Raw genomic sequence first — 17,762 nt, 5'->3', positions numbered from 1 at the left:
CCGCGGCGCGGCGCCGTACGACCGGGACCCACGCGGCCGCCGTACCGGGGTGGTCGCCCCGCAGCAGGTTCAGCACGCCGGGCGGGAGGGAGCGCACCGGCGTCCGTCCGGCGAGCGCCGACCCGCATCCGGGGCACGGCGCGGCGGTACGGACGGCGAACGGCGCGTGATGCACGTTGCGCGGGACGACAGGGAGTCCGCCGTGCCGCCGGAAGCGCCCGGAGGCGCATCTCGGGCAACGGCGGGGGACGTTGGGCAGGCAGGTGGGGACGACCACCCGGGTGTGGGACACAGGGATACACCGTTTCCAGTGAGAGGACCGCAGCGAAAAGGAGCGCGGCGCCCAGGGGCGACGCGCGACGGTTCAGCGCTCGGGAGATCTCACTTGGTGTACAACGGCTCGTCCTCGACCGGGTGACGGGTGACTGCGGGCGGGAGCACCGTAGCCGCCCGCGGGAGCGCGGGTCCACTGCTTTTCGGGCGGGCGCCGGGCGGCCTGAAGGGGGGGAGGCCGCCCGGCGGCTCACTTGTCGCCCGCCGCGTCCTTCTCCGCGGCGGACGCCGCCGCGTCCGCGCCGTCCACCAGCTTCTGCATGTGGGCGAGTTCGGACGCGGACGGGGCCGGCGGGGCGGACGTCGCGCCCGCCCCGCCGGACGTGGCCGAGGTGCTCGACGTGCCGCCCGACGCGCGGTCGTGCTGCCCGCACCCCGCGAGCAGGAGGGCCGCCAGGGCCACCACCGCGGGCAGCGCCGCCGTCGCCGCCTTCCGGCCCGTCACTTCGCCGCCGACTTCGGGGCCGGCTTCCCAGCGGACTTCCCAGCCGACTTGCCGTAGCCCTGGGCGTCGCACCAGGTGCGCACGCCGTCGAGGTCGGTGCTGCGCTGGGTCAGCGTCGGGACCAGCGACTTGCGGAACGTCAGCCGGTCGTTGAGGTAGGTCTCCACGGCCGTCTGCCCCTTGCTCTGCGCGGTGGTCACCCGCTTCTGCAGCCGGGCGATCGAACCGCGCTCCGTGGCGGGGCCGTTGAGCCGGGCCAGCGCGCGGTCGATCCGGGCGTCGATGTTCGGCACGCGCTTGCAGAGCCGGACCGCCCCGTCCTTCGTGCCGCCCGCACCGCCGGAAGCGCTCGGCGCGGCGCTGGGCGTCGCCCCGCTCCCGGTGTCCGCCACCGCGCCGCCCGCCGCACCGAGCACCGCCGCCACCGCCGCGGTCACCGTGACCGCGCTCCGGAACCTGCGCATCGTCCTGCTCCTTCCGCTCCACGGGCCCTCCGCCCGCCGACCCGGGAACCGTAGGAACGCTCTTTGTGGAAACCTTGTGGCCGATCGGCGCCGTACCCGGGGGGCCGCTGTCCCCGTGACGGCAGCCGTCCCCGGCCGGCCGCAGGGCACGCCCGAAGGCAGTCGAACCCAGGGAAGGCACCATGGACACCCGCTCCGTCGACCACGAACTCGTCGAGGCCGCGACCGCGACCGCGCGGAGCCGCTGCCGCGGCGACAACCACACGGTGGCCGCCGCCGCGCGGGCCGCCGACGGCCGCGTCGTCACGGCGGTGAACGCGTATCACTTCACCGGCGGGCCCTGCGCCGAGCTGGTCGTCATCGGTGCCGCCGCGTCGCAGGGCGCCTACGACCTGACCGCCATCGTCGCGGTGGGCGACCGCGAGCGCGGCGTGGTGCCGCCCTGCGGCCGGTGCCGCCAGGTGCTGCTGGACTACTTCCCCGGCATCGAGGTGATCGTCGGAACGGGCCCGGACCTGCGGGCGGTGCCGATCCGCGACCTGCTGCCGGAGACCTACGTGTGGGCGGACCACCAGCTCGACGCCGGCTGAACCGACCGCCTCACGACCTCAGGCGGGCGGGGCGGCGGAAAGCCAGTCGCGGCGGCGGGGCAGGACGAGGGTGTCGGCGTCGCCGCTCGGCAGGTCGAGGACGAAGCAGGTGCCGGGGCGGCCGTCCGGCCGGTCGACCGCGGCCACCGTGCCGCTGTGCAGGGCCGCCTGCTGGCCGACCAGGGCCAGCCCGAGCCCGGAGCCGAGGCTGCCGGGACGGCGGTGGAAGCGGTGGAAGACATCGGCGCGGGCGGCCGGGGGTATGCCGGGGCCGCGGTCGGCGACGGTGAGCCGGACCGCGGAGCGGTCGGCGGACGCCCGCAGGACGACCTCGACGGCGGCGGTGCCGTCCGGCCCCACGCCGTGCACGGCCGCGTTGGTGAGCAGGTTGTCGACCGCGGAGCGCAGCCCCTGCGGCCAGCCGTGGACCACGCAGCCGGGCGCGAGGTCGAGGGTGGCCCTGGCCGTGGGGTGGGTCCGGCGCAGGTCGGCGACGGCGGCGCCGACCACCTCGGCGAGGTCGACCGGGGTGAACGACCCGGCCTCCACCAGGTCGCCGTCGGCCAGGGCGCGCAGCATGACCAGCAGGCCGAGCAGCCGTTCGTGCTCGGCGCGCAGGTCGGCGACGATCTCGGCACGTTCGGCGGCGCCGGGCGCGGGGGTGCCGTCGAGGACGTCCAGGTTGATGCGCATGCTCATCAGCGGCGTGCGCAGCTCGTGGGAGGCGTTGGCGGCGAACGTGCGGGCGGTCGCGAGGGCTTCGCCGGTGCGGGCGGCCTGCTCGTCGTAGCGGGCCAGCACGGTCCGGAGGGTGCGGGCGAGGTCGTCGATCTCGGGCACCCGGGTGGGGGTGTGGTCGAGCCGGGCGGTGCTGGCCCGCGGGTCGATGCCGGCGGCGCGACGCTGCAGGAGCAGCAGCGGGCGGGCCAGCCGGGTGGCGGCGAACCAGGCGGCGGCGCCGGCCACCGGCGCGGTCAGCAGCGCCACGGTCAGCACCCGCCGCCGCACCTGGGCGATCTGCGCCTGGCCGGCGGTGTCGCTGCTGAAGACCCACAAGGTGCCGGAGGCCGCGGCGCGGACGCCGCGCACCGGTACCGCGAGCACCCGCCAGCTCTGGTCGCCGGCGCGCACGGTGACCGGGCTCGCCGCACGCGAGGCGGACGGCAGGGTGACCGAAGCGGCGGGCTGGGGGCCGCCGGTGACGGTGCCGTCGGGGCCGGTGACGCGGATCCCGACGTCGAGCGCGGAGCTGAACAGCTTGCGGCTGCGCGCCTCCTCGACGCTCGGCGGGCGGTCGTTGGCCATCGCCCGCAGCAGGTCACGCGCCTGCGGCTCGACGTCGACGGCGCGCTGGCGCAGGTGCGCGTCGGCCTGGCGGTGGACGTCGCCCGCCACCAGCCGCACCATGATCCAGCCCGAGGCGATGACCAGGACGGGGACCAGGACGCCGACCGCGACGGCGATCCGGGTGGACAGCCTCACCGGCCCGCTCCCCTGCCGGCGCCCGACTCGTCGGCACGCAGCACGAAGCCGACGCCCCGCACGGTGTGCAGGATGCGCGGCCGCCCGTCCGCCTCCAGCTTGCGGCGCAGGTAGCTGACGAAGGTGTCGACCGCGTCGGAGCGGACCTCGAAGTCGTAGCCCCAGACCCGGTCGAGGAGCTGGTCGCGGGTCAGCACCAGGCCGTGGTTGCGGACGAGGACCTCGAGGAGCTCGAACTCGCGGCGGGTCAGGTCGAGCGCGGCGCCCTCGCGGCTGGCGGTGCGGGCGGCGGGGTCGAGGACGAGGCCGCAGGCACGCACCTGGCCGTCGGGACGCGGCGGGCGTCGGCGCAGCAGGGCGTGCAGCCGCAGCACCAGTTCCTCCAGCGCGAACGGCTTGACCAGGTAGTCGTCGGCGCCGGCCTGGAGTCCGGCGACGCGGTCGGCCACCTCGTCGAGCGCGGACAGCACCAGCACCGGCAGGTCGCTGCCGGTGCCGCGCAGGGCGCGGCAGACCTGGATGCCGTCGACGTCGGGCATGGAGATGTCCAGCACGAGGATGTCCGGCGGGGTGCGCTCCAGCAGGTCGATGGCCTCCGTCCCGCCGCCCGCCTCGGCCACGGTGAAGCCGCGCAGCCGCAGCGCGCGGCCCAGCGAGCGCCGGATCGCCGCGTCGTCGTCCACCACCAGGACGCGCCCGACCGGTGCCCCGCCGTCACCGCCCCCCGCGCCCGCTCCGGACCCGTCCGCGTCCGCTGCCGTCCCGCCCATGCGCACACACCTCCGCTCCCCGGCAGCGGTCATGGTTGCATCGCGGGAACCAGGACCGCACACCGGGGAGCGGGGAACCGCGTACCGGGCGTCCGCCGCCGGGGCCCGGTACGCGGCGTCTCACCCCGCGTACTGCGCGAGGATGCGGGTGAAGTCCCAGGCCTGCTGCGACACTCCGGAGCAGGTGTCGTCGTTGGGGTAGCTGCCGGGGCACGGGCGGTCGCGGTTGGCGGACCAGAAGGTCAGCCGGGCCAGGTGGTGGGCCTGCGCGTAGCTGAGGATGGTGCGGAAGTCGTCGAGGGTGACGGTCTCGTTGTTGTCGGTGATCCCGTTCATGGACGAGATGCCGCTGTGCCGGTACGCCTGGTCCTCGCTGTAGCCGTACGCGCTCTTCAGGGCGTTCTTCAGGCCCTCCGCGGCCTGCTCGGTGAGGCTGCCCATGTTCTGTCCGGCGCCGCCGAAGTCGAACGGCATGATGGTCCACGCGTCGACGGTGAGGCCGGAGGCGGCGGCCTTGTCGATCAGGCCGGTGTCGGGTCCGGACTGGCCGGTGCCGATGGTGACGTACTCGGCCAGGCCGGGGTTGTTCGCCTTGACGGTCTTCAGCGCGTCGACCACGCGCTGCTGGACGGTGCCGCTGCTGTAGGCGTCGGCCTCGATGTCGATGTCGATGGCCTTCAGCCCGTAGGCGCTGATCACCTTCTGGTAGGCCCCGGCGAGCGCGCTCGCGCTGGTGCAGGACTGCTCCAGCTTGTTGCCGCTGTAGCCGCCGAAGGACGGGACGACGTCGCCGCCGGCCGCGCGCACCTTGGTGATGGTGGTCTGGTCGACGCCACCGGTGAGCGGCCGGCCGCCGTCCCACTGGGGGTTGCAGGTGCCGTTGCTGAGCACGAAGGCGAGGGTGAACCACTTCACGCCAGTGGCGCTCATGATCGTGGTCGGGTCGGGCGGGTTGCCCCAGCCGTTGTAGAGGTAGGGCGCGACCGCCTGGACCCCGCTCGCGGGCGGGGTGGTACCGCCGCCGGTGGGCAGCGTCCACTGCTGGTTGGCGCTCCCGGCGCAGGTCCAGATCTGCAGCCGGGTGCCGTTGGCCGAGCTCGGCCCGGTGGCGTCCAGGCACTTGCCGGAGCCGGTGTTGACGAGTTCGCCGTTGCTCGCGGTCCACTGCTGGGCGGCGCTGCCGTTGCAGTCGTACAGCTGCACCTGCGTGCCGTCGGCGGTGCCGGCCGCGGTCACGTCCATGCACTTGCCGAGGGACTGGAGGGAGTGGTCGGAGCCGACGGTCCAGTTCTGGGCACTGGTGCCGTTGCAGTCGTACAGCTGCACGGCGGTGCCGTTGGCGGTGCCGGCGGCGGCGACGTCGACGCACTTGCCGCCGTAGCCGGTGATGGCGCCGGTGGCGGCGGACGCGCTCTGGGCCAGGCCGAGGGTGCTCAGGGTGCCGGCGGCCAGGGCCGCGCCGGCGAGGATTCCGGTGGTCTTCCGCATCAGCCCGTGTACGTCCACTTCTGGTTGGCGCCACCGGTACAGGTCCAGATCTGGAGCCTGGTGCCGTTGGCGGAGCTGTTCCCGGTGGCGTCGAGGCACTTGTTCGCCGCCGGGTTGACGATGTCGTGGGCGCTGTTGACCACCCACTGCTGCGCGGCGGTGCCGTTGCAGTCGTACAGCTGGACGGGGGTGCCGTCGGCGGTGCCGGCCGCGGTCACGTCCAGGCACTTGCCGAGGGCCTGGAGGGTGCCACCGGTGGAGGTCCACGCCTGCGCGGCGGTGCCATTGCAGTCGTAGAGCTGGACGGGGGTGCCGTTGGTACTGCTCGCGCCCGCGACGTCCGCGCACTTGCCGCCGATCCCGGTGATGGCGTGCCCGCCGCCGGTGCTGCCGCCGGAGTCGCTGGTGGTGACGTGCACGTAGTCCACGACGAGCTGCTGCGGGAAGGAGGTGCTGCCGTCGGGGTCGCCCGGCCAGTACCCGCCGACGGCGAGGTTCAGGATGATGTAGAAGGGGTGGTCGAAGACCCAGCGGTTGCCGCCGAGGTCGGCGGGGGTACGGGTCTCGTAGACCTGGCCGTCCACCGACCAGGAGATCGAGTTCGGCGACCAGTCGACGGCGAAGGTGTGGAAGGCATCGGAGAAGCTCTGGCCGCCCGGCAGGGTGTAGCCGGCGCCGATGCCGTTGGAGCCGGAGTAGCCGGGACCGTGGATGGTGCCGTGCACGGAGCCGGGCTCGAAGCCGACGTTCTCCATGATGTCGATCTCGCCGCTGTCGGGCCAGCCGACCGACCCGATGTCGTCGCCGAGCAGCCAGAACGCGGGCCACATGCCCTGTCCGCGGGGCAGCTTCATCCGGGTCTCGAAGTGGCCGTACGCCTGGGTGAACGTCTGGGGCGTGGACAGCCGGGCCGAGGTGTACTGGCAGGTGCCGTACCAGCACTGGTAGTTGGACGGGTTGTCCTGGCGGGCCGTGATCACCAGGTCGCCCTGCCCGTCGAGCGCCGCGTTGTGGGTGCCGCTGGTGTAGTACTCGCGCTCGTGGTTGTTGACGTTGTCGCCGGTCTCGTAGCCCCATTTGGAGCTGTCGACGGCGCTTCCGGCCGGGCCGTTGAAGTCGTCGGTGAAGGTGGCGGTCGCGGCCGCCGCCGCGGGTGCGGCGGCCGCAGAGCCGGTCGCGCCGGTGGCGGAGGCGGACTGCTGGAGCCAGCCGAACAGCAGCAGCGCGGCCACCGCGGGCAGCGCGAGGCGGCGGATCCGCCGGGTGGAAGGTGGTACCGACATGCCGGACTCCTCGGTCGGTGGGGGCGGAGTACGCGGAACGGCGAAGCAGCGGTCGGACGGCGCGTCAGCAGTGGTCATGCCCCTGACACGCGCGGGCGCCGGAAGGTGCGCCGGGGCCGGAGTGACTCCTGGGAGACTTACGCCACGTCTTAGTTCAGGACGTGATTTAAATGGCCAACCTGTGAGCCGTCAATACGTCCGGCAAAGGTCTGTACCTTAAAGTTCGCCGCGCCGCACCAGCACCGCGAGCACCATCGCGCCCGGAATGAGCGGCAGCCACGTGGTGAGCAGGCGGTATCCCAGGACGGCCGAGGTCGCGGCGACCGCCGAGGCGCCGGCGGTGACCAGGGCCAGCGCGAGCGCCGCGTCGAGGGAACCGAGCCCGGCCGGCGTCGGCAGCCAGCCGGCCGCGGTGCTCGCGCACAGGTACGCCACCATGACCCCGCCGACCGGCACCGGCGCGTGCACCGCGCGGATCACGGCGACCACCACCGCGCCGTGCATCATCGGGAAGGCGAGCGAGCCGCCCCACAGCGCGGCCATCCGGGACGGGTTGCGGTGCACGGCCCGCACGTCGTAGGCGACCGAGGCGACGAAGCCGCGCAGCCGAGCGCCGAGCCGGCGCGCGTACCGCAGCAGCAGCACGATCCCGGCCAGCGCGACGACCGCGCCGAACGCGAGCAGCACCGGGTGGTCGGGCAGTTCGGGCCGCCCGGTGACGACCCGCCGGATGTGCAGGGCGTCGGGGAAGAGCAGCAGCGCCGCCAGCAACAGGGTGATCCGCCCGACCACGGCGGCCGCCGCCCGCACCGCGAGCGCGGCCAGCGCGCCGGTGGGGGTCAGACCGCGGCGGACCAGGAAGCGCAGGTTCACCGCGTTGCCGCCGACCCCGGCGGGCAGCACGTGGTTGGCGGCCGACGCGGCGAACTGCGCGGCGAGCAGCCGGCCGGGCGGCACGGTGCGCATCACCGCGCCCTGGAGCGCGACGGCGGAGAAGACCCAGGTCATGATCGCGGCCAGGCAGGCGGCGGCGAGCCACTCCCCGTCGGCCGCGCCGAGTTGACCGGCGCCGGAGTCGATCAGCGTCCACTTGCTGGCGAGCAGCACCGCCACCGCGGCGAGCGGCAGCACCATCGCCGTCGACCGGACAGAGGTGCGCTGCCACAGGGCTCCATCGGTGCGGGCGACGGACACGGGGACTCCTCGGCGCGTGGGGACGGCCCGTCCAGGCTAGGGCGTAACGGACCCGCTCTCCCACCCGCGCAGGGCCACTCGGGTCAACGCGCCGGGGAACATCAGTCGACGGGAGGGTACGGCGCTCACCCGTACGTCCCCATCGGGCGTACGGCGCGGGCGCGCGACGGCCGCCGGCCCGCGTGTCAGCGCGGACCGGCGGCTCTTCCCTCAGCTCGGCCGGACGGCGGTGAGAGGTCCACCGCCCGGCCGTCCAGGGGCAGCGGATCAGGCGGCCGGCGCCGTCCACTGCTGGTTGGCCGCCCCGGTGCAGGTCCAGATCTGCAGCCGGGTGCCGTTGGCCGAACTCGGCCCGGTGGCGTCCAGGCACTTGCCGGAGCCGGTGTTCACCAGCTCGTTGTTCGGGCCTCTGGTCCACTGCTGGGCCGCGGTGCCGTTGCAGTCGTACAGCTGGACCTGGCTGCCGTCGGCGGTGCCGGCCGCGGCCACGTCCAGGCACTTGCCGAGGGCCTGCAGGGTGTTCCCGGACGCGGTCCAGGACTGCGCGGCGGTGCCGTTGCAGTCGTAGAGCTGCACCGCGGTGCCGTTGGCGGAGCTGGCGCCCGCGACGTCGGCGCACTTGCCGCCGTAGCCGGTGATGGTGCCGGTGTGCCCCGGCGAGGTGCCGCCGCTGCCCTGGGTGCCGGACCAGGTGAAGGTGGCCGAGGCGCCGGCGGGCAGGGTGTAGGTGAAGTGCTCGTTGCCCCAGTTGACCGTCACCGGCTGCGCGGAGGTCGCCTCGTTGTAGGCGATCAGCGCCTTGGAGCCGTCGGGGTTCTTCCAGGCGACGTTGCGGACCGTGGAGTTGTCGTTGGAGCTGATCCGGTGCGCGCCGGGCTTCACGAACTTGGTCAGCTGCCCCATCGTGTAGTACTCGATGGTGTAGTCGACCTGCCCGCTGCGGCTGTCACCGTTGTGCACGGTGACCAGGCCGGTGCAGGTGCCGCAGCCGCCGTTGTGCGGGCCCATGTTCTGATCGACCGCCAGGCTCCACTTGACCCAGCTCTGGCCCCAGTTGCGGGTGTAGTCGATCAGGTTCTCCATGTCCTCCTTCTGCTGGTTGCCGATCCAGGTGCCACCGGAGTGCTCGGTGTCGAAGTCCGGCACATTGGGGTACTCGTTGTGGATCGTGGTCTGCTCGCTGGTGCTGCCCTCGTAGCCGTGCCAGGCGATGCCGCCGAAGTTGGGGTCGTTGCGGATCGAGGCGTCGTCCACGGTGGGCGCGGCGAAGCTGTCGTAGGAGTCCGGGTTCCAGTCCAGTGCGAGCACCTTCGTGGACAGGCCGGCGGAGTGCAGCGCGGGCAGCAGGTCGTTCTTGGTGAAGTAGGCGAGCCCGGAGCCGTTCCAGTTCGCGCCGGGGTAGTCGCCGCCGACGGTCGGCTCGTTCTGCACCGACACGTAGTTGATCGGCACGCCGGCGGCCTGGTACGCCTGGATGTACTTCACGAAGTACTGCGCGTAGGCCGCGTAGTACTGCGACTGGAGCCAGCCCTGCACGTAGCTGCCGTTGTCCTTCATCCACGGCGGCGGCGTCCAGGGGGTCGCCATCACCGTGACGTTCGGGTTGAGCTGCTCGGCCTGCTTGGTCAGCGGCAGCACGTCCGTCTGGTCGTGGGCGATGGAGAAGTGCGCGAGCGTCGGGTCGGTCTGGCCGGCCGGCATGTCGTCGTACGTGTAGTTGCTGCGGGCCAGGTCGGAGGCGCCCATCGGGTTGCGCAGGAAGTCCAGGCCGATCCCGTTGACCGGGTCGAAGAGCTTCTGCATCACCGAGTTGCGGGTCGACGCCGACAGGGCGCCGCTGGAGTTGAGCAGGTACGCGGCGGTGTCGGTGAACGACGCGCCGCCGCCGGTGAACTGCTGGTACTGCGTGCCCTCGTCCACCGTGACCTGCTGGCCGGAGCCGCCGGTGCCGGAGGAGAAGGCGAGCGGGGCCTGCTGCTCCAGGCCCTTGGTGACGTTGCGGCCACCGGAGTCGCTGGTCGTGGTGAGGTACACCTGGACGCTCTCACCGGCCGCGTGCGCGGTGGCCGGCATCGCGAGCATGGGCGCGACGGCCGCCGCGGCCGCCGTCACCACCCCGACGAGGGTGCGCCGCATACGGGTTCTGCCCGTGCGGGGGCGCGTTGCTGTGCTCATGGGTCGTTGCCTTTCTCGGCAATGATGGCATGGGCCTGACATGTCAGGTGCGGGCCGTACGCCGCGAACCTCGGGGCAACCGTGCAGCGAGGGGGCCTGCACGCTTTTGTTCCATCAGTTGTTTCACGACTTATATCGCGACGTGATTTAACTCGTGCGCCACAAGGCCGTCAAGGTGTCCCACGCGGTTCGGATCCATGAAACACCCTGTAACAAAGGCGTGTTGGCGGGCCCGGGGGCGGTGACCTGCGGGACGTTGGTCTGGACCGCGGAAAACGCGGGAGGGTACGGCGGTGGGGCGGGCAGGCGTTTCGCGACCACGGGGAGAGGCGGGCGGGGGCGACCACGCGGCGGGTTGTGACGAGCGGGCGGGCGGGCCGAGCAGGCGGGCCGGGCGGGCTTACCGCGCCGGGGCCGTGCTTCCGCGCGGGACCAGCACCGGCGGATCGAGCAGGACGTCCGCGACCTGCTCCCCCCGCACATGGGCGAGCAGCAACTCCGCGGCGCGCCGGCCGTATTCCGGGACCTGGCGGCTGACCGCCGTCAGCGCCGGGTGCACCAGGCGGCACAACTCGCTGTCGTCCCAGGCGACCAGGGACAGCTCGCCCGGCACGGCGACCCCCATCTCCTGGGTGACGCCGAGCGCGGCGACGGCCATCACGTCGTTGTCGTAGACGATGGCCGTGGGCCGCCCCGCCCCCGACAGCAGCCGCCGGGTCGCCCGCGCGCCGTCCTCACCGGAGTAGTCGGTGTAGACGCAGGTCACGCCCCCGAACCCCAACTCCTCGGCGGCGGCCTCGAACGCCTCGCCCCGGGCCCGGGTGTGCACGAAGTGCGGCGGCCCGGCCACCCGGGCGATCCTGCGGTGCCCCATCGCGGCGAGATAGGCCAGGGTCTCGCGGACGGCGACCGCGTCGTCGATCCAGACCGACGGAGCACCCGGCAGGCGGCCCGCGTGCCCGACCACCACCGCGGGAAGCCCCAGCTCGGCGAGGAGCGCCGGCCGCGGGTCGGGCTCGCGCAGGTCCACCAGGAGCACGCCGTCCACCCGCCGCTCCCCCCACCAGCGACGGTAGGCGGCCTCCTCGGCACCGGCGTCCTCGGTGACCTGGAGCAGCAGCGCGGTGCCGGTCGCGGCGAGGCCGGCCTCGACACCGGAGACGAACCGCATGAAGAAGGGTTCGATGCCCAGCACCCACGCGGGCCGGTCGACCACCAGCCCGATCGCGCCGGCCCGCCCGTCGGACAGCGCGCGAGCCGCGCTGCTGGGGTGCCAGCCCATCCGCGCGGCGATCTCCAGGATGCGCGCCCGGGTCGGCTCCGACACCCCGGGCTTGCCGTTGAGCGCGTAGGACACCGCGCCCTTGGAGACGCCCGCGGCCTCGGCGATGTCGGCGATGGTGGGGCGCTTCTTGGTCGGCATGCGGGCCTCGGACGATGCGGGGCCCGCGGGAGGGCCGGGTGGCGCGGTACGGCCCCCGGGTACGCGGGTGCCGTGGTGCTTCGGCGCACACCTTAACAACACTGAAACGCCGCCGTGGCGTTGGCGGTCGGGCCGACGGGACCACCGGAGCGGCTCGGCGGTCCCTTTCGGCTCAACCGGTTCAGAGGTGCCGTCGGCGTGGCGTGGGCGGGCCCGGCGCGGCGGATGGACCCGGCGCGGCGCGGCGCGCGGCGGCCGGCGCCGACCCGGGCGAAGGGCGTACACCGAGCCGATTGCGGCGAATTCCGGACACGTCGCGGAAGGCGGAACCGGCCGGCGCGTTTCCCACTCCCACTTTCGGGCGGCGCGGCGCGGAATACCTGATCACCGCCTCCCGCACGGACGGCGGGGAAATTCCGCCTACCGCGACCGCCGCGTGGACGCCACTCGTTTCCCGTCACATGACGACTTTTTCCGGCCATTGACGCGTCCCGTCCTTCTGCCGCCGCAGCCCGTTTCATAAACTCTGCTCGTCCCGCCGATTCGGGCCCGAAACGCGCGCCCGGCTCGGCAGTGAAATAGGGGGAGGAAATCCGGAAATGCGTTTCCGTAAGTTTCTCATGCTCGCGGTCGCCGTGTTCTCGTTCGGGGCCGCGGCCACCGCGGCAGTACCCGCGGCGGCCGCATCCGGCGGCCATGCGACAGCCGCGTCGACCCTGCGCGTCGGCCATCTCGACCAGGCCGCCGTCAAGGCTTCGCTCGCCGCCCACCAGGGCGTCCTCACGACATCCGAGGCCAACCGCCTCGGAGTGCGGCCGAACACCGTCTACATCGACACCCCCGCGGTGCGCGCCGCGGCGGCCTCGGTCCGGACCGTCGCGGGCACCGGCGCGGTCCGGCCGAACACCGTCGCCCAGCCCGCCTCCCACACCGGATGCAATTCCGATGTGTGCATCGAGGTCAACGGCACCGGCCTGTGGGTGAATTACTGGAACACCTGGGCCTTCCCTCCGGAGGAATACTGCTCCTACGCGGACTTCTGGCAGGACGGCGAACTCGCCTTCACGGGCGCGGATCTCTGTGGCACCTACATGGAGACCGACGCCACCATGGAGACCGACTACGACAACCACACCGATCTCTGCAACACGTGGTCCGGGATATCGGGCAAGCCGTGCGCCGAGGTACATTCCTGAGGAATCGACGGTTCCGGCCGTCGGCGCCCGGCTCGTCCCCTCGAGCCGGGCGCACCGCCCTCCACCCCGGGAGTCTCCGTGACCGGTGTCGAGTTTCCGTTGCTGGGCCTGCCGCAGTGGCCCGGCCCGCGGGGTCCCCGGATCAGCAGCCGCGCGGACGGCGTGCTGCGGGCGGTCGTGCACTCCTACGGCCAGCCGGGCGGCCGGCGGGCACCGGCGCTCGTGATCGCACAGACGATCCCAGGGAGCGGGCCCGAACCCTCGCCGGCCACCCTGCGCAACCTCCTCCTCGCCCCGGACCGCCCCTCGCAGCCCGAGGAGGCGTCCCGCGCGCAGGAGACCGTCACCATCACGGGCATGGCGTGCGCCTGCACCCGGATCCAGTGGTCCGACCCGCGGATCGACGATGTCGGCTTCACTTGGCGGGGCTACCAGGTCCGCGTCTCCTCCTGGGAACACCCGCTGGAGGACGCCTTCTTCGCGTCCCTCGGAGTGCTCTGACCCGGGGCCACCGGCAGGGCGTCAGCCCCGTACCGCGGAGATCTCCAGCCGGACGTAGTCGGCGACCGGCTCGGGCAGGCGCGCGGCGACCGCCTTCACGAAGGGCTCGCGGTCGGCGTCGGCCATGGCGTCGAGCCGGGGGCCGAGGATGACCGTCGCGAGGAAGGACTCCAGCTGCTCGCCCGGCTCGAAGACGGCCGGGTCGGGGCGCAGTTGGACGTCGATCTCGGTGAACCCGGCGGCGGCCAGCCGCGCGCGGGTGTCGTCGATCCCGGCGAACTCCCAGCCGCCGGAGGGGGTGCCGGTCACCTCTGCGACGGCCGCGTTGACCGCGGCGATGTTGCCGCGGCCGCCGCAGTCGCTGACCAGGCGGGCACCCGGGCGCATCCGCGCGGCGAGCGCCGCGAAGAGCGCGGAGTGGTCCTCGATCCAGTGGAACGCGGCGACGCTGAAGACCGCGTCGACCTCGCCGTCGAACGGCAGCGGCTTCGTCAGGTCGGCGTGCACGACCTCCACCCGGTCCAGCCGCCCCGCCAGCCGCTCCCGCAACTGGTCCAGCATGCGGACCGATCCGTCCAGCGCGACCACCCGGCCGTCCGGCAGCAGGTCCAGCAGCCCCTCGGTGTCGCGCCCGGTGCCGCAGCCCGCGTCCAGCACCCGCTCGTCACCGCGCAATGGCAGCCGGGCGAGCGTGCGCCGCCCCCAGCCGAGGTGCGGCAGCGGCAGGGAGTCGTAGGTCGTGGCGTCCCATTCCCGGGGCATGGCGCTCCAATCGTCGTACGACCGCGACCCGTTGCCGCCCGATGGCGGGCGCGGTCCGGCGGCCTTCGCCCGCCACAGTACGCTCGGATGACCGCATAGTGATACCGCGATCTCACATATTGATACGCGCCGTGGCTCCAGCTCCCGCCCCGCCCCACCGTCCGCGGCTACACCCGGGCCGCCCAGACCGGGTTGCGGTCCTTGTCGACCAGCGCGGCCCGCACCCCCTCATGGAAGTCGGGCTCCCGCGCGGTGCTGCAGGAGAGCTCCAGCTCGCGGGCCAGGCAGTCCGCCAGGCTCGCTCCGGCGCCCGCGCGCAGCACCTCGAAGGTCACCTCCAGGCTCATCGGGCTGGCCCGGTCCAGCACGTCCAGCGTGTCGCCGGCCCAGACGGAGTCGGCGCCGTCCCCGGTGTCCCGCTCGGCGGCGAGCCGGCCGCGCAGTTCCGCCAGGTCCGGCGCCGAGAAGCAGCGCTCGATCACCGCGCGGTGCGCGGCGAGTTCGGAGGGCGGCGCGTCCACCGCGTACCGCGCCAGCACCGCGTCCGGCTCCCCGCCCGCGCCGGCCAGCGCCTCTTCCAGCGCGGGCAGTTCGGCGGCCGGCACGTAGTGCGTGGCCAGGCCGCACTCCACCGCGGCGGGACCCGAGATCCGCGTGCCGGCCAGTCCCAGGTACCAGCCGGCCGCGCCCGGCAGCCGCGGCAGGAAGTGGCTCGCGCCGATGTCGGGGAAGAACCCGATCGCCGTCTCCGGCATGGCCAGCACCGCCCGCTCGGTCACCACCATCGCCGAGCCGTGCACCGAGATCCCCAGGCCGCCGCCCATCGCGTACCCGTCGACCAGCGCGGTGTACGGCTTCGGATAGCCGGCGATCGCCGCGTTCAGCGCGTACTCCGTGCCGAAGTACGCGCGGACCGCCGCGTCGTCGCCCCGCATTCCGGCCGCGCGCATCGCCAGGATGTCGCCGCCGGCACAGAACGCCTTCGGGGAGGTGCTGCGCACCAGCACCGAGCGGACCTCCGAGTCCTCCCGCCATGCGTGCAGCGTCGCACCGAGGGCGCGGACCATCTCCAGGTCCAGCGCGTTCAGCGCGCCCGGGCGGTCCAGTTCGACGACCCCCACGCCCTCGGGGGTGACCCGGCGCCGTACCGTCCCCGAAGCCTCGGTCCTGCCCGTGCCGCTCCCCATACCGCTCCCATGCTCGCGCCGACGGACGACCCGGCCCGTCACGTCACGGGCTGTCGCGATCCGGTCGCGGCGGCCTGGCATCCGGGTCGTCCCTCGATCGACAGTACGCGGCGGGCCGGGCGGGTTGGTACGCTCACCGTGAGCCGTGACTGGCGTGCTGGGATGGGTGCAACCATCGGGAAGCGGCTCGCACTGGATGAGAAGTGCCGTGCGCCTGGGCCACCCCGTTGCCGAACCTCCGGAGGACCCCGCTATGGCCGAGCCGTCTGTCACCCCGCAGTCCCCCCAGTCCCGCCGGTCCGTCGAGTCGACCGCCTTCCGCAGCGCCCTCGAAGTGATCCGGGGCGTCGAGCCGAGGGTCGCGGACGCGATCGCCGCGGAGATCGCCGACCAGCGCGAGATGCTGAAGCTGATCGCGAGCGAGAACTACGCCTCGCCCGCGGTCCTGCTGGCGATGGGCAACTGGTTCAGCGACAAGTACGCCGAGGGCACCGTCGGCCGCCGCTTCTACGCCGGCTGCCGCAACGTGGACACCGTGGAGTCGCTGGCCGCCGAGCACGCCCGCCGCGTGTTCGGCGCCGCGCACGCCTATGTCCAGCCGCACTCCGGCATCGACGCGAACCTCGTCGCGTTCTGGGCGGTGCTCTCGCAGCGGGTGGAGCGCCCGGCGCTGGAGAAGGCCGGCGCCCGCCAGGTCAACGACCTGTCCGAGCAGGACTGGGCCCGGCTGCGGGCCGACTTCGGCAACCAGCGGATGCTCGGCATGTCCCTGGACGCGGGCGGCCACCTCACGCACGGCTTCCGCCCCAACATCTCGGGCAAGATGTTCGAGCAGCGCAGCTACGGCACCGACCCGCGCACCGGCCTGGTGGACTACGACGCACTGCGCGCCGCGGCCCGCGAGTTCCGGCCGCTGATCCTGGTCGCCGGCTACTCCGCCTACCCGCGGCTGGTGAACTTCCGGATCATGCGCGAGATCGCCGACGAGGTCGGCGCGACGCTCATGGTGGACATGGCGCACTTCGCCGGGCTGGTCGCCGGAAAGGTGCTGACCGGCGACTTCGACCCGGTGCCGCACGCCAACATCGTGACCACCACCACCCACAAGTCGCTGCGCGGCCCGCGCGGCGGGATGGTGCTGTGCGACGACACGCTCGCCGAGCACGTGGACCGCGGCTGCCCGATGGTGCTCGGCGGCCCGCTGCCGCACGTGATGGCCGCGAAGGCGGTGGCCCTCGCGGAGGCGGCCCGCCCGGAGTTCGCCACCTACGCCCAGGCCGTCGTGGACAACGCGCGGGCGCTCGCCGAGGGCCTGATGCGGCGCGGCGCGACGCTGGTCACCGGCGGCACCGACAACCACCTCGCGCTGATCGACGTCTCCTCCTACGGCGTGACGGGCCGTCAGGCGGAGGCCGCGCTGCTGGACGCGGGCATCGTCACCAACCGCAACTCGGTCCCGCAGGACCCGAACGGCGCCTGGTACACCTCCGGCATCCGCATCGGCACCCCGGCCCTCACCACCCGCGGCCTGGGCGCGACGGAGATGGACGAGATCGCCGGCCTCATCGACACGGTGCTCACCGCCGCCACGCCGGCCGCCGCGGCCAAGGGCGGCCGGTCGAAGGCGAACTACGTGCTGGACCGGGCCGTCGCGGAGCAGGTCGCCACCCGCTCGTCCGACCTGCTGTCCGGCTTCCCGCTCTACCCGGGCATCGACCTGAGCTGACCCGGCAGGGACCGGCCCGCCCCGGGCCGGTCCGGACCCGGATCGGCCCCGGACCCCAACGACCCGCCCCCGTACGTCGTCGTACGTACGGGGGCGGGTCGTGGTGCGTCGGGCCGGCGTGGGATCAGGTGAAGGACCAGATGACGCCGTGGTTGACGACGGTGAGCGTGACCATGATGACCAGGTCGGCCACTCCCAGCGCGAGTCCGAGGGCCGCGCGGCCGCGCCGGCGGGTGCCGCGGGCCAGCGCGACGAGCGCGAGCACGACGGCCGCCGGTCCGAGGACGACGTTCATGACGAGCAGGCCGGGCAGGCCCAGCAGGAACGACGCCACGGCCATGCCGTCGGCGTCGCGGGTGGTGCCGGCGGCGGGGGTGCCGCCGGTCCGGCGCGCGGCCGAGGAGCCGGCGTCGACCGGGTGCGCAGCGGTGTTCACGATGTTCCTCTCGGAAACGGTGGGTTCGGGCTGCCGGTCGGGCCGCCCGGACGGTCGGGGCCCGCTCAGCGGTGGCGGCGGGCGATGCCCTCGCGGACGGCGAAACCGAGCAGCCAGGCCGCGATCGCGGCGGCGAGGACGGTGAAGACCGTGAGCGAGGTGTGGGCGGCGGCACCCATCAGGATGCCCATGCCCAGCAGGAGGACGACGAGGCTCATGTCTGCTGCAACTCCAGCGAGTTGAGGTTTCGGCTTACAGTTGTTCACTGACTTCACCAGTGTACGGTGGCCAAAGTCGGAGAACGGTT

At 73.4% G+C, this 17,762-nt stretch carries 17 protein-coding genes and 1 riboswitch; of the genes, 4 read left to right on the top strand and 13 right to left on the bottom strand.

Features of this window, described 5'->3' with window-relative positions:
- Positions 1-523: 523 nt before the first annotated feature.
- Entirely contained in the window at positions 524-778 is a 255-nt protein-coding gene (locus tag C4U44_RS23775; protein ID WP_103887997.1) for a hypothetical protein, read from the bottom strand.
- Positions 775-1,242 (bottom strand): hypothetical protein, encoded by a 468-nt coding sequence (locus tag C4U44_RS23770; RefSeq protein WP_103887996.1) that lies wholly within the window; start codon positions 1,240-1,242, stop codon positions 775-777. Before C4U44_RS23770 ends, C4U44_RS23775 begins: the two co-directional genes overlap by 4 nt.
- 182 nt (positions 1,243-1,424) lie before the next feature.
- Between C4U44_RS23770 and C4U44_RS23765 the strand changes: the two genes are divergently transcribed.
- Positions 1,425-1,832: a cytidine deaminase family protein gene (locus tag C4U44_RS23765; RefSeq protein ID WP_103887995.1), complete on the top strand. Its 408-nt coding sequence runs from the start codon at positions 1,425-1,427 to the stop codon at positions 1,830-1,832.
- A gap of 18 nt (positions 1,833-1,850) precedes the next feature.
- On the opposite strand, the gene C4U44_RS23760 is transcribed toward C4U44_RS23765, so the two are convergent.
- The 7 genes from C4U44_RS23760 to C4U44_RS23730 all read right to left on the bottom strand — a co-directional run bounded on the left by C4U44_RS23760 (position 1,851) and on the right by C4U44_RS23730 (position 11,647).
- The gene (locus C4U44_RS23760) at positions 1,851-3,314 is read right to left on the bottom strand and encodes a sensor histidine kinase (protein ID WP_103887994.1); all 1,464 of its coding nucleotides are present in this window, start codon (positions 3,312-3,314) and stop codon (positions 1,851-1,853) included.
- Complete coding sequence (locus C4U44_RS23755; protein ID WP_103887993.1) at positions 3,311-4,084, bottom strand: response regulator transcription factor; 774 nt, start codon at positions 4,082-4,084, stop codon at positions 3,311-3,313. Before C4U44_RS23755 ends, C4U44_RS23760 begins: the two co-directional genes overlap by 4 nt.
- A gap of 120 nt (positions 4,085-4,204) precedes the next feature.
- Positions 4,205-5,572, bottom strand: a complete 1,368-nt coding sequence (locus C4U44_RS23750; protein ID WP_103887992.1) for a chitinase — start codon at positions 5,570-5,572, stop codon at positions 4,205-4,207.
- On the bottom strand, positions 5,572-6,855 hold the full coding sequence (locus C4U44_RS23745) for a glycoside hydrolase family 16 protein (RefSeq protein ID WP_103887991.1): 1,284 nt from the start codon (positions 6,853-6,855) through the stop codon (positions 5,572-5,574). The genes C4U44_RS23750 and C4U44_RS23745 overlap by 1 nt, the downstream gene beginning before the upstream one ends.
- Positions 6,856-7,071: 216 nt before the next feature.
- Positions 7,072-8,049: a lysylphosphatidylglycerol synthase domain-containing protein gene (locus C4U44_RS23740; protein WP_235032296.1), complete on the bottom strand. Its 978-nt coding sequence runs from the start codon at positions 8,047-8,049 to the stop codon at positions 7,072-7,074.
- A 267-nt stretch (positions 8,050-8,316) separates the two neighbouring features.
- Positions 8,317-10,185 carry a ricin-type beta-trefoil lectin domain protein gene (locus C4U44_RS23735; protein ID WP_235032295.1) on the bottom strand — a complete coding sequence of 623 codons (1,869 nt, stop codon included), beginning with the start codon at positions 10,183-10,185 and terminating at the stop codon, positions 8,317-8,319.
- A gap of 439 nt (positions 10,186-10,624) precedes the next feature.
- A complete protein-coding gene (locus tag C4U44_RS23730; protein WP_103887989.1) occupies positions 10,625-11,647 on the bottom strand; it encodes a LacI family DNA-binding transcriptional regulator in 1,023 nt (340 codons plus the stop codon).
- Positions 11,648-12,246: 599 nt separating this feature from the next.
- Between C4U44_RS23730 and C4U44_RS23725 the strand changes: the two genes are divergently transcribed.
- Together C4U44_RS23725 and C4U44_RS23720 are read left to right on the top strand one after the other, a co-directional pair.
- Complete coding sequence (locus tag C4U44_RS23725) at positions 12,247-12,843, top strand: hypothetical protein (protein ID WP_146088326.1); 597 nt, start codon at positions 12,247-12,249, stop codon at positions 12,841-12,843.
- Between the two features lie 78 nt (positions 12,844-12,921).
- The gene (locus C4U44_RS23720) at positions 12,922-13,344 is read left to right on the top strand and encodes a hypothetical protein (protein ID WP_103887987.1); all 423 of its coding nucleotides are present in this window, start codon (positions 12,922-12,924) and stop codon (positions 13,342-13,344) included.
- A gap of 21 nt (positions 13,345-13,365) precedes the next feature.
- On the opposite strand, the gene C4U44_RS23715 is transcribed toward C4U44_RS23720, so the two are convergent.
- Positions 13,366-14,106 (bottom strand): class I SAM-dependent methyltransferase, encoded by a 741-nt coding sequence (locus tag C4U44_RS23715; protein WP_103887986.1) that lies wholly within the window; start codon positions 14,104-14,106, stop codon positions 13,366-13,368.
- 167 nt (positions 14,107-14,273) lie between these two features.
- Entirely contained in the window at positions 14,274-15,293 is a 1,020-nt protein-coding gene (locus tag C4U44_RS23710; RefSeq protein ID WP_103887985.1) for an enoyl-CoA hydratase/isomerase family protein, read from the bottom strand.
- A 135-nt stretch (positions 15,294-15,428) separates the two neighbouring features.
- A riboswitch (ZMP/ZTP riboswitch) is annotated at positions 15,429-15,520 on the top strand.
- Between the two features lie 26 nt (positions 15,521-15,546).
- Here C4U44_RS23710 and C4U44_RS23705 point away from each other — a divergent pair.
- Positions 15,547-17,019 (top strand): glycine hydroxymethyltransferase, encoded by a 1,473-nt coding sequence (locus tag C4U44_RS23705; protein ID WP_103887984.1) that lies wholly within the window; start codon positions 15,547-15,549, stop codon positions 17,017-17,019.
- A gap of 124 nt (positions 17,020-17,143) precedes the next feature.
- On the opposite strand, the gene C4U44_RS42660 is transcribed toward C4U44_RS23705, so the two are convergent.
- Positions 17,144-17,455 (bottom strand): DUF4190 domain-containing protein, encoded by a 312-nt coding sequence (locus C4U44_RS42660; protein WP_322973652.1) that lies wholly within the window; start codon positions 17,453-17,455, stop codon positions 17,144-17,146.
- 65 nt (positions 17,456-17,520) lie between these two features.
- Complete coding sequence (locus tag C4U44_RS41985; RefSeq protein ID WP_200823366.1) at positions 17,521-17,673, bottom strand: hypothetical protein; 153 nt, start codon at positions 17,671-17,673, stop codon at positions 17,521-17,523.
- Positions 17,674-17,762: the final 89 nt, after the last annotated feature.

Origin of the sequence: Actinacidiphila yanglinensis (assembly GCF_900107965.1) — a bacterium.
In the GTDB taxonomy this organism is placed as follows: domain Bacteria; phylum Actinomycetota; class Actinomycetes; order Streptomycetales; family Streptomycetaceae; genus Actinacidiphila; species Actinacidiphila yanglinensis.
The sequence above is the reverse complement of the archived record's forward strand: the minus strand, read 5'-3'. Positions and strand labels throughout refer to the sequence as shown.